Origin of the sequence: Vibrio profundi (assembly GCF_005281835.1) — a bacterium.
Taxonomy (GTDB): Bacteria; Pseudomonadota; Gammaproteobacteria; order Enterobacterales; family Vibrionaceae; genus Vibrio; species Vibrio profundi.
The window spans coordinates 249,447-261,375 of record NZ_RZIS01000005.1 but is presented as its reverse complement, the minus strand read 5'-3'; the positions used below and the strand labels follow the sequence as shown (position 1 = coordinate 261,375).

Sequence of the window (11,929 nt, the reverse complement as noted above, 5' to 3'; positions counted from 1 at the left end):
ACTCGTATCCTTTGTCTACCGAGGGCTGAACAATGAGCCACTTTGTTCAAGATCTAGCAAAGCAACCTGAGCGATATGAATTCGTTCAGGCAATGAGGCTGTTAGAAAGTATGCAGTCTCGCAGTCAAGTTCCATTTGAAATGGAGCTTAAAGCTGAAGCGATGCCAACAGGTAACCCTCAGGAAATCCAATACTTTTCATTTAAAGGCAACCGCGCGAAACTTAGGCTCGCAAAGCAAGCACTGTCTGGCGTAAAAGGCGTCATACCTAACTACATCTACGAAGAGTTGTTAAATGCCCTTCACAATGAAGATCATGCCCTTAAAGATTTCTTAGACGTCTTCAACCAAAGACACTTTGAAATCACTTATCGCGCCCATGTTCAGCGTTGGTTGCTCGTAGAAAGTGAACAAAATCCAAAAAAAACTGCATTACTTAATCACTTCGCAGCGTTAGGTAACCGCCATAGCCAGTACCTTCAATATTCATTATTGCTTAATCAGCAAAGTCGAAGCTTAACTACATTGGCTCACATTCTGAACGACTTTTTTCCATACTCGATCAGCGTGGAGTGCAAAACTAGTGAACGCAGACAGTTACCTAATGATTCACTGACTCGATTAGGTACTCAACGTCAATTCAACAGTAAGCTCGGACAAGGTTTTTTATTGGGCAAAACTTGTCTAGCGCACTTTAATAACCTCAATATTTTCGTTACGCCCACGAGCCAAAAAGAGTTTTATGAAATCCAGAAAGACGGTCACCTAGCGCAGTCTATGTTGGATTTGACCCAGCACTATTTAAGAGACAGTACTCCCGTTTCGATATATCTCAGCGTTATGCGCTCTTATCTATCGAGACCGACCTTATCTGGCAATGCAAACGTTGCTGCACGTTTAGGCGAAGTCGATTGCCTTGCACCTGAGCGTAACCCTAACCAAACCGTAAAAATCTTGCTTTTGTAGTTCCCTAATACGGCATATGTAGATTACAGAGATACAAGGAATTTAATATGACACAAGTAACTCTCACCAACCTCGTAGGAAAACTCTCGCCTGAGCTTAAGCAGGCGCTAGAAGTTTCCGCCGGGGCGGCTATGAATCAAGGCGTAGGAGCCATCGAAATCGAGCACTGGATTCTTCAGCTCATTTCGCAAAAAGACGCCAAGCTGACTTCGTTGTTTGACACGCAAAAAATCAGTGTCGACACCGTAGTGAATGAGCTTTCCAAAAAGATTTCTATGCTACAAAAAGGCAGTGAAGGTCAACCAACGTTAAGTCATGGTCTGACTGAAGTGATTAAAGATGCATGGATGATTGCCTCAGTAAACTATGGCCACGGTGAGATCGTGAGTTTGCATTTGGTTCAAGCGCTCATGCAACAAAACGTTCTGGGCGTCACTACATTACAACTTGAAAGCCTAAGCAATGTTTCACTTGAATCACTGCAAGGTCTTATCCGTAAAACGCCGATCGCACGTAGCGCTGCCTCATCAACCACAGGCGCTGGTGGCGTAGATACGACACCGTCAGGAAACGATGCTCTAAGCAAATATACGGTTAACCTTACTCAGCAAGCCTTGGATGGCAATATTGACCCTATCTCCGGGCGCAATTCTGAAGTACGTAAAGCAATCGATATTCTTTGCCGTAAACGCCAGAACAACCCAATTATGGTCGGTGAACCTGGCGTTGGTAAAACAGCGGTAGTTGAAGGCCTAGCGCTACGCATCGCCGCAGATGAAGTCCCTAGCGCACTACAAGGCGTTCAGATTCACTCTCTTGACCTTGGTCTTCTTCAAGCTGGCGCAAGCGTAAAAGGCGAATTTGAAAACCGCCTTAAAGATGTGATCAATGAAGTTAAGAGCTCAGAAGTGCCGATTATCGTATTTATCGATGAAGCCCATACTCTGATTGGTGCCGGTGGCGCTGCAGGTCAAAATGATGCAGCGAATCTACTGAAACCAGCCCTAGCACGTGGCGAGTTCAAAACAATAGCAGCGACCACTTGGGCTGAGTACAAAAAATACTTCGAAAAAGATCCAGCATTAACACGTCGTTTCCAAGTCGTAACCATTGAAGAGCCAAATGCGGAAGATGCAATGCAAATGTTGCGCGGTGTTGCCGCTTCATTGCAATCTCACCACGGTGCTTTCATTGCAGAATCGGCTATTGAAGCTGCGGTAAACCTATCCATTCGTTACTTACCAAGTCGTCAGCTTCCAGATAAAGCAATAAGCTTGCTAGATACAGCAAGTGCCCGAATCGCTCTCACGCAAGGCGCTAAACCTGAAGTTTTAGAAACTCTTGAGCAAACCATTCGTTATCAAGAAAACGAAAAATCAGCTCTAGAGAAAGAAGATGCCCTATTCTCTAACAGCGCTGAAGAAATCAAAGAACTAGCTGCTGAGATTGAGTCAAACCAGAAATCGCTCGAAGCGTACTACGACCGTTGGGAGAAGGAAGTAGAGCTTGTTGACCAAATTAAAACGGTACAACAAGAAATAACAACTCAGCAAGAAGAAGGCAACGTAGAACAAGAGAAACAACAACAGTTAGACCAACTACGATCTTCACTATCAACTCTACAAGGCGAAGAACCTTTGGTTCATGCAATGGTAGACGACAATACCATCGCTCAAGTTATTGCAAACTGGACAGGTATTCCAGTGGGCAACATGATGAGTGATGAAATCGCTAAGCTACTGACTCTAGAAGATGAGTTAAATAAGCGCGTTATTGGTCAAGATGTCGCTAAAAATGAACTCGCTAAAGCAATTCGTATTTCAAGAGCAGGCCTCACTGATAACCGTAAACCCATCGGCGTATTTTTGATGTGTGGACCAAGTGGTGTGGGTAAGACTGAAACCGCGATGGCACTTGCGGAGCAATTGTACGGTGGTAGCAACGATTTAACCGTTATCAACATGACAGAGTTCAAGGAAGAGCATAAGATCTCGATGCTATTGGGCTCACCTGCGGGTTATGTTGGTTTTGGTGAAGGTGGCGTTCTGACCGAAGCCATTCGTCGTAACCCATATTCCGTTCTCCTACTTGACGAAATGGAGAAGGCACACCCGGGCGTCCATGATTTGTTCTATCAAATCTTCGATAAGGGCCATATCAAAGACAGCGAAGGCCGCACCGTCGACTTCAAAAACACCATCATCATCATGACTTCAAACGCTGCTGACCAAGCTATTTGTGATGTATGCGCTGAGTCGTCTGAAAGAATTGATAATGATGAGCTACTTGAAGCCATCCGCCCAGACTTACAGCAGTACTTCAAACCAGCGTTTTTAGGCCGCACAACTATCGTGCCTTACTACCCTCTCAATGATGAAGAGCTCGCTAAGATCACTGAGATTTCACTCAACCGTATCAAGAAGAAACTGGCTGAACAGTATCAAGCAACATTTACGTGGGATGCTGACTTCGTGCAATTCGTTGTCGATAGAAACACGGATCCAACAACGGGCGGGCGTGCAGTAGAGCAAATCATTAACCGTTCTCTCATGCCTAGACTTGCGGAAGAGTGTATTGGCCGATTAAGCCGAAGTGAACCAATCACTCAAGTAAGCGTTACCGCAACGAACAATAGCCAAGACTTTGATTTAACCATTAGTTAGTAAAATAGAATGAACAGCAGAATCGGCAGCAACATCGTTACACATTCAATCATCAACTTATCTCTTAGAGTTAAGTTGATGTTGGCGATCATGGCGGTTTTGCTGTTCTCTATTACATTGAACGCCACATTAAACTATTTCAATTTCGAAAAGAGGCTCACAGACACTTCAGACTCCATTTATCAAATCGTTCTCGATGAAACTGAGAACGACATAAAACAAGCCCTTAGCTTAGGCCTACCACTTTCTGCTATTTCCAATATCCAAAGCTTACTGGATAGACGTGTTCAACTTGCCGATGGCATAACGTCTTTAGCGGTCATGTCTAATCAAAACCAGGTTCTATTCAGCTCTGGTAATCCGACAGACAACGCAAGTCGACTACTTTCTGTCGAAATCATTAACTCTTTTGGATTGGTTGAAGGTGAGATTAGACTCTACTACTCCACACAATCTCTCGCTAAACAGAAATCTTGGATTCTAAAGCTTCAGGTTCTCTATTCCGTTACCTGGATTATTATTTCAAGTTTCGTTGCGTTTATTGCACTCAAATATTTATTAAAAAGTATTGTTGGCCGAGTCAACCGTGCGAGCGACATTCTTAACGACAATACTGACAACCAAGCGTTACTGCCAACGCTAAACGAAGCACATAAAGCATTACAGTCTCCGAAGAACCTTACTTGGTTTGCGAGACTGAAGGCAAAACAATTCCCTCTGCTTATTATCACGCTAGCGATTATCCTAACGATCATTGCAAACCTTGCTGTTTCGTATCAGTCGCTCGAAAAATTTTCGCAGATCTATGAGGTCAAGCTTGAGCAGAAATCTAACTTAATTGGTGATTCATTAAATCAAATGATCCAGCGACTGCTCGATCAAGGTGTCCCGGCAGACCGGCTAAACGGATTGGAAAATGAATTCGCATTTTACGTCGATAAACACGAAGAAATTTTAGCCATCAACTTCCAGAGTGACAATGGGCTTGCTTACCATTATCCGGATAATGCTGTACATCATGAGGCCATCCGAGAAGCCAAGTTCTCCGTCAAAAACACTGCGAATATCGAATTGAGCGTGACCACAGATAACAATCTAATTATCAAGCTTCTAAAAGAAAGCGTCATGGACATGATCACCGTACTGGTTGCTTCCTGTTTAGTCGTGGCAGAGATCATCCTCTTCATGTGCAATTTCATGATAATTTCGCCATGGAACCAAGTGAAGAAAGTATTCATGATGCTGAATCGCGATGTGGTGAATCACGTAGCGAAGATATCGTCAAAGGACGAAATAGGTAAACTTCTTGAGTTAGCGAACCGTTCAATAAAACAGCTTCATCCAGAACAGAAGTCTTCACCAATTGATAAACAAGATTTTCGCTTCATACGCTTACCTTTATTCTTATTAGTTTTCTCAGAAGCATCGTCATTAGCGTTCTTCCCAACCTACGTTTTATCACTGGACAGTTCCAATGGCTGGATTCCGGCGAGCTTGATTACTAGCCTACCCATTTCTCTGTTTATGCTGTGCTGGGCTGTATCACTGCCTTTTGCTGGATATTGGTCTGACAAAGTTGGTCGACGCCGTTCTTTGATGACGGGGGGGATTATTACCAGCGTCGGTTTGGTTGCGACAGCCTTTGTGCCAACAATCGAACTCCTCTTAATAGCACGTGCTTTCACCGCGGTTGGCTACGGCATTGTTTTTATTTCGGCTCAAGGCTACGTGTCTGACACCACAAATGACAGCAACCGTACTAAAGGCATGGCAACCTTCCTTTCGTCGTTCTTTTCCGGCTCTTTATGTGGCGCGGCTATCGGTGGGATATTGGCAGAGAAATTAGGTTACTCAGCCACATTTTTATTCGCAGGGATACTCGCCGGCCTTAGCGTAGTATTGGTCAGGGTTTTCTTTGAAAAGTCCACATCCAACAACACCAGTAAACCAGTCAAGTTAAGTGACTTCAAGCTGCTGCTAAGTAATAAATACTTTGCACTTATTACGATATTTAGCGCCATTCCAGCAAAAATTGTTTTAACTGGTTTTTTATATTACATCTGTCCTGTCTATCTACAATTTCTAGGAGAAAGTAGTTCTGTGTCCGGCCGAGTCATCATGGCATATGGTTTGGCGATCATTTTAATTTCACCATTGAGCGCTATTCTTGTCGATAGGCTAAAAAATAAAATGGCGTTCATATTTATTGGAGGGATGCTTTCTTCTATCGCTCTACTGAATTTCTATTTTTTCCAAGGAACGTTAGGCTTATTACTGATCGTTATTATTGTCGGAATTGCTCACGGAATTTGCGTATCTCCACAAATACCGCTGGTGATTGATCTACTTTCAGGCCAAGGAATAGAAAAAGGAAAAATAATCGGCATTTTCAGACTCACCGAACGTTTAGGTAATATCGCAGGACCAATGCTGGCTGGCGTATGTTTGAGTATATTTGGTTATGATCAAACCATTGTTATTTTCGGCGCAGCGTTACTTGCAAGCTCCCTAAGCTTGATCGCCTTTTTCTCAGTATTCTTGAAATTCGATAAGCAAAAACTTGGAGTACAATCATGAGGTTATTACTCTTAATTATTAGCTTAGCCGTTCTGTCCCCTCTGTCTTGGGCCACACAGTCGCAAGAAAAGCATGTAATATTGTTGTTATGGCGCGGTATAACAGATGCTGAACAAGGCTTTATGAATTACCTATCTCAGCGAGAAAATGTTCGCTTTACGATTCTCGATGCTAATAGAGATAAGCTAAAACTCGCAGAATATATCGATAGCCTACGCTACAAAGATGCTGATTTAATATACTCATTCGGAACCACTATCACGCTTAATTTACTCGGCACTTACGAAGCACCTAGTGATTTTCGCCTGAATAACTCCACGCCAGTAGTATTCAGTATTGTCACTGATCCTATCGGCTCTAAACTAATTCCAGATATCAACTCTAATGCACGTAATTTCACAGGTGTTAGCCATATTGTTCCGCACGAAATCCAGTTTAAAGCCATTGAAAAGCTAAATAACATTTCGAAAATTGGGGTTATTTATAATCCTGATGAAAATAATTCAGTTCTTACAGCAAATAAGATGATGGAATTATCGGAAAGTTATAACAAGCGTGTTATTTTGTACCCTTTGGAAGTAAACAAAAATAAATCGAACAGCAGCCTTATTAATAAGACCGTCAGCCAAATGAAAAGTGATGGTGTCGACCTAGCCTATTTGCCGCCAGATTCCTACATCATCGCTAAAGGTGGTGAAGTCGTCACTGCGTTGCACGATATGGATATACCGACATTTTCAGCCACTGAAAGTCCGATAAGAACTCATGAAGCTCTATTTGGAATAGTGAGCCGTTACTACAACGTAGGTCAATTTGCAGCCCATAAGGCCGAGCTAATATTGAAAGGTACAAGCAAAGCAAATGACGTCGCTATGGAATCACTTAGCCAATATTCTTATATCGTCAACATAAAGGCTGCAAAGAAGCTCGACTACTACCCTCCAGTATCTATTTTGAAAATTTCCGAAGTAATAGGAAACTCTAATGATGTTAGATAGAGTAAAAAATTTGAGAGTACCGCTGGTGGCTTGCCTTTTGACAGCATCATGGTCTTTTTCTGCTAGCGCGGAACTACAAATTGGTCCTTCACGCTTGCTATTAACAACGCAAGATTGGCCACCTTATCAAAGCTACGAGAACGCTCAAATGCAAGGCATAGCGCTCGACAAAGTAAAATGTGCGCTCGGAAAAATGGGCCAGCCTTACCAACTAACAATGACAAGTTGGTCCGACGCTCAGCTTCGAGTTCACAGTGGCAGCCAACATGGCTTTTTCGTTGCTACGCAAACCGCTGAACGAGACGAGTATGCCACCCTATCCGCCCCCATTGCACAGCAAACTCTTAGCTGGTATTTCGGACCAGGTGTTGAACCGAAAATTGATGAATTGTCAAAGTTAAACCTTAACTTTTCAGCGAAATTTGGCTCCAACAAATGGTTTTGGTTAAAACGTAACGGATTTAACGTCGTTAAGCAGCCGCGAGATGCTAAAGTATTACTAAAGCTTTTAAAACAAAGGGAAATTGATATTGTTTTAGAGGATGAATTGGTATTCCAAACTGAAATCAAAAAGGCGTCTCTGCCGTCTGACTACTTCAACTCTACAGTTTTGGATACTAAGGATATGGGCGTTTATTTCTCAAATAGATTCCTTAATACCTATTCAGGCTTTCTTGAAAGCTTTAATTCAGCCATATCAAAGTGCGAGGAGTAAACATTGTCCATCAGTGTTCACATGATTTCTGTACCTGCTGAAGAGGTTGTTACCTCACGCGTTACCTACCTACCAGAGGCTGGGGGTAGTTTAGGTCGTTCTCCATCTTGCGACATCGCTTTACCCGACCAAAGCAAAAACATTTCTCGTGTGCATAGCCAAATTTCATTAACGGATCGCGGCTATGTAGTTAAAGACGTCAGTAATAATGGTATGACGCTTAATGATAAAGCGCTTATCCGTGACAAAGAGTACCCTGTTACCGATGGCGACATCATCAAAGTGGGCAGCTATACCCTGCTAATCAGCATGTTGAATAATCCACAAAACACCGTTACTGAAACAGTTGCGGATGACGACTCGTTCTTAGACGGTTTTGATCTAAAACTAGACGACGGTGATGTAGATTTTTTGGACGATATGCCTGAACTCGCGCCTGAAAAGCCAAAACCCACTTTTTCGTCAAATAATGTACTCAGTGACGACCCGTTTGCTTCTGATCCATTTGAAGATCTCGAAGAAGCTCAAGTTGCGCCCAACGTCGAAATTGACGAAATCAGTCACTCGTCGGAAGCGATTAGCGCACCTTCAGACTTAGAGTACTTACCCGTTAATGTCGATAACAATACTCGTATCGAAGAGTCCATCGATAAGCTGATAACGCTAACGGAGAAAAACCAACAATATTTGCAGAATCCACAACTGCAGCAAAAAGCGTTGTTTGAAGCTTTGGAGAAGACCGTTGATCAATTCTTAAATGAATTCGCTCCAACCCAGTTAGAAAACCAATTCAGTGAATATGTATCTAGCGGAATGTTTTCTAACAAAGAAAAGAAGTACTGGAAGATCTACCGTAAACATTTCCAACATCGCCAAGACAATGGTGACTTCAGAAGGCAGTTTAAAGCTCTGTTTATGGAAAATATGCAAAAACATAGCGAGGAGCGAGAATGATACGCCTCGTTCTTCTAGCTTTCACTTTCTTACTAACGGCATGTTCGTCTGATCCTGTTGCAGTGGTCACTCAGCATACATTTACAGTTAAAGCTGATACCACGATCAACCAATACAACGATGACCAAGCTAACCCGGTTGTTGTAAGGCTGTATCAACTTACCGATCAACAGTTATTCAAACAATTGCCGTTTATTGATTTGTACAACAACGACCTACAGCTGCTAGCTGCGAACTTGGTTTCCAAGCAGGTTTTACCCGTTGTATTACCAAATTCTACACAAGAACTTACGCTCGACATCAACAAAAACACTCAGTATGTCGCAGCACTTGTCGAATTTGCCGATTATCAAAACAGCACAACTAAAACTGTTCAAATGCTACCTAGTGATCCTGAACAATACCTACAACTTAGCTTAACGGGTAACAAGGCTGAACTTGTGGTGATCACGCCCGACTCAAGTTGGTGGCAACTTTTTTAGTTCTGCATACATTGAAAAATAATAATAGATAGGGACACCACGTGGACGCTTTCAAAAAAGTAGTTTGGCAAGAAGGGATGTTTATCGCACCTCAGCACTTCCAACAGCAAGATCGCTATGTGCAAAACTACATTCGCCAAAACATCGAAACTTTAGCGGGCTTTGCCCCATTTTTCGGTATCACCGAACTGGTCATCAATCACGATTTACTTAAGATTGGTAAGCTATCGATTCCAAGCTGTGCGGGTATTTTCCCGGACGGCACTCAGTTCGATCTAAAAACTGAAATAGCAATCGACATTCCGCAAGGCACTATCGAAAGCGTAGTGTACCTAGCACTGCCTATCTCTTTGCAAGGTAATAATGATTACAGTGAAGATGGTCAAGAACAAAGTCGTTACCTAACTCGATCTATCAATGTGTTTGATACTTCTACTTCAGAAAACGCGAGCGTTGAAATTGACGTTGCACACCTGAACATCAGCTTAAAATTTGGAGACGAAGACACATCAGGATTTACTTTAATCCCAGTGGCAAAGATCTTAGAGATCAGTGATTCCGAAGAAGTTATTCTAGACAGAGCCTTTATCCCGGCTTGTTTACATTATGGCGCTTCTACTTTTCTTAGCGAACGAGTAAAAGAAATACACGCGCTAGTTAGTAACCGAGCGCAAAACTTGTTGAAGCGCATTGAAGCGGGTCAAGGACAGAAAAGCCCTCAATCTTTAATGCAAGATTTCCTTTGGCTACAAACTCTCAACACTTGGCTTCCATGGTTCGACTTAACAATAAACAACGTTAAGCATCCTACACATCAACTGTATTCAAAGCTTAAGCAATTTGAAGCTCAAGTAATGGCACTTACTCCAGCCATTCCTGAGCCTTGCGCGCCACTTAAATACGACAGTTTATACAATAACTTTAACCCGTTATTTTCTAACCTAAGAAGCTTACTTACTTTGGTTCAGCAAGACTCCGTTATTGAGTTTAAATGGGATACAACGTTATTCGAAAAGCGCCGCTTGCTACGTACGCTTATTAAAGATCCAAGTAGCGTCTACAATCGTCGCTTCGTACTTAGTGTGAAGTCAGACATCAGCAGTACAGAACTCAATGAGCTATTCCCTATCTCGGCTAAGCTCAGCAGCAACAACAAGATTGTTGAACTGGTAAGAAGTTCATTGTCAGGGATTCCTCTTTCTCCACTGCCGATCGCACCAAGTGAACTGAAACCAATGCAAGGCGTGGCGTATTTCGAAATTGATACTAAGGATAGAAACTGGCTAGATATGTTAGACACACGTGATGCGATAGCTCTTCATGTTGACGCGCGTATTCCAGATCTTGAAGTCATACTTTACGCGCTGAGATAGCAACATGGATTACTTAGACGAAGAAACGTTAGTTATTGATAGAGCGGAGCCCAAGGCTTCGAAAGCGGCTGATGAACACAGTTTTTCTAAACTCATCTCTGTTCACTCAACCAGTACTCAAGAAGAGTTTCTGCGCCATTTTGATAAGGCTGAAAATCAGTTAATCAATATCAGTAGCGAACTACTAACCAAAACTCTTAAAGTATCGACGTTATCCGAGCCCGAAGACTTAACCGTTTTTCGCGAACAACTGATCCACAGCATTAATGACATCAAGGCTCAAGCCACTGAACTCACCTACCCAATTGCTGTCATTGATAAGCTGTGCTTTTTATACGCTGTTGTCCTCGATGAATTTATCATTTATACCGATTGGGGAGAAAAGCGAGGCTGGGAGAATAAGACTTTATTAAGTGAACTCTTCGGTATGCGTAACGGTGGTGAACTCTTCTTCTCAGTTGCTGAAAAAGCAGCTCGACAGCCTCATAAGCTCATCGATTTACTCGAGCTCATTTATCTGTTTTTAAATATTGGTTTTAAAGGTCAATATCGAGATGGTGGTGCAGAACAACTTAAAGCTTTTATCCACCAATTAGAGCAAACAATAAGCCAGTACCGCACGGTAAGTGGTGTACATTGCCGAACAAAAGTAAAGTTACCGGAAATACGTAAACCTACTCGCCGCAAGCGCTACTTCATTACCAGCTTGTTTTTTTTCTGTCTGATTGCCACCAGCGTAGGACTGACTGAATTCTGGTACACTAAAACTCACCCTCAGCGGGCGCGCGACTTTAGTTTCCTTCCCGATTTTAGCCAAAGGTATATTCTTTCAGGCGAAACCCAAGATATCGTTTTCATCAGCCAAGATGACGATTTAGTCGCGCCACCACGGCATGCTAGTAAAGCCGACGCAATCGAGAACCCGAAAACCGATCTGTTTTCATCTATGACTGCAAATTGGTTGGTTCAACTCGCCACTTTTTCTAGTAAGAAGAACGCCGAAGCATTCATTGAAAAGCTATCTCCTTCGGTATATGAACCCGCTATCGACCCATACAAAAAATATTATCGAGTGATCCTGCGTACTGATTCAGCCGAACAAGCCAGAACAATTAAAGCTTGGTACGTAGAAAACGATGATATTAACGCCATTATTGTCCGCAATCCGGTACAAGACTTAAACAAGGAAGAGTCTAACTGAT

At 42.6% G+C, this 11,929-nt stretch carries 9 protein-coding genes; all 9 read left to right on the top strand.

Going from position 1 to position 11,929, the window contains the following annotated elements; genetic code table 11:
* Window positions 1-32: 32 nt before the first annotated feature.
* Genes ELZ11_RS14710 through icmH form a run of 9 tightly spaced genes read left to right on the top strand, consistent with a single transcriptional unit; the run spans window position 33 to window position 11,928 of the window.
* Window positions 33-965, top strand: a complete 933-nt coding sequence (locus tag ELZ11_RS14710) for a type VI secretion system baseplate subunit TssG (protein ID WP_137358174.1) — start codon at window positions 33-35, stop codon at window positions 963-965.
* A gap of 47 nt (window positions 966-1,012) precedes the next feature.
* Window positions 1,013-3,628 carry a type VI secretion system ATPase TssH gene (tssH, locus tag ELZ11_RS14705; protein ID WP_137358173.1) on the top strand — a complete coding sequence of 872 codons (2,616 nt, stop codon included), beginning with the start codon at window positions 1,013-1,015 and terminating at the stop codon, window positions 3,626-3,628.
* Window positions 3,629-3,637: 9 nt separating this feature from the next.
* Window positions 3,638-6,205: an MFS transporter gene (locus ELZ11_RS14700; protein WP_244291665.1), complete on the top strand. Its 2,568-nt coding sequence runs from the start codon at window positions 3,638-3,640 to the stop codon at window positions 6,203-6,205.
* Window positions 6,202-7,203, top strand: coding sequence for an ABC transporter substrate binding protein (locus tag ELZ11_RS14695; protein ID WP_137358172.1), 1,002 nt, complete (start codon window positions 6,202-6,204; stop codon window positions 7,201-7,203). The genes ELZ11_RS14700 and ELZ11_RS14695 overlap by 4 nt, the downstream gene beginning before the upstream one ends.
* Window positions 7,193-7,918, top strand: a complete 726-nt coding sequence (locus ELZ11_RS14690) for a type 2 periplasmic-binding domain-containing protein (protein ID WP_137358263.1) — start codon at window positions 7,193-7,195, stop codon at window positions 7,916-7,918. Before ELZ11_RS14695 ends, ELZ11_RS14690 begins: the two co-directional genes overlap by 11 nt.
* A 3-nt stretch (window positions 7,919-7,921) precedes the next feature.
* Window positions 7,922-8,872 carry an FHA domain-containing protein gene (locus tag ELZ11_RS14685; protein WP_137358171.1) on the top strand — a complete coding sequence of 317 codons (951 nt, stop codon included), beginning with the start codon at window positions 7,922-7,924 and terminating at the stop codon, window positions 8,870-8,872.
* Window positions 8,869-9,354 (top strand): type VI secretion system lipoprotein TssJ, encoded by a 486-nt coding sequence (gene tssJ, locus ELZ11_RS14680; RefSeq protein WP_137358170.1) that lies wholly within the window; start codon window positions 8,869-8,871, stop codon window positions 9,352-9,354. The genes ELZ11_RS14685 and tssJ overlap by 4 nt, the downstream gene beginning before the upstream one ends.
* 41 nt (window positions 9,355-9,395) lie before the next feature.
* Entirely contained in the window at window positions 9,396-10,727 is a 1,332-nt protein-coding gene (tssK, locus tag ELZ11_RS14675) for a type VI secretion system baseplate subunit TssK (protein ID WP_137358169.1), read from the top strand.
* 4 nt (window positions 10,728-10,731) lie between these two features.
* Window positions 10,732-11,928, top strand: a complete 1,197-nt coding sequence (gene icmH, locus ELZ11_RS14670; protein ID WP_137358168.1) for a type IVB secretion system protein IcmH/DotU — start codon at window positions 10,732-10,734, stop codon at window positions 11,926-11,928.
* Window position 11,929 lies beyond the last annotated feature (1 nt).

What these genes read in the sequence shown, in the direction of transcription:
- tssH (WP_137358173.1), top strand. Translation starts at nt 1,013, where the DNA reads ATGACACAAGTAACTCTCACCAACCTCGTAGGAAAACTCTCGCCTGAG.
- ELZ11_RS14700 (WP_244291665.1), top strand. Translation starts at nt 3,638, where the DNA reads ATGAACAGCAGAATCGGCAGCAACATCGTTACACATTCAATCATCAAC.
- ELZ11_RS14695 (WP_137358172.1), top strand. Translation starts at nt 6,202, where the DNA reads ATGAGGTTATTACTCTTAATTATTAGCTTAGCCGTTCTGTCCCCTCTG.
- icmH (WP_137358168.1), top strand. Translation starts at nt 10,732, where the DNA reads ATGGATTACTTAGACGAAGAAACGTTAGTTATTGATAGAGCGGAGCCC.
- ELZ11_RS14710 (WP_137358174.1), top strand. Translation starts at nt 33, where the DNA reads ATGAGCCACTTTGTTCAAGATCTAGCAAAGCAACCTGAGCGATATGAA.
- tssJ (WP_137358170.1), top strand. Translation starts at nt 8,869, where the DNA reads ATGATACGCCTCGTTCTTCTAGCTTTCACTTTCTTACTAACGGCATGT.
- ELZ11_RS14690 (WP_137358263.1), top strand. Translation starts at nt 7,193, where the DNA reads ATGTTAGATAGAGTAAAAAATTTGAGAGTACCGCTGGTGGCTTGCCTT.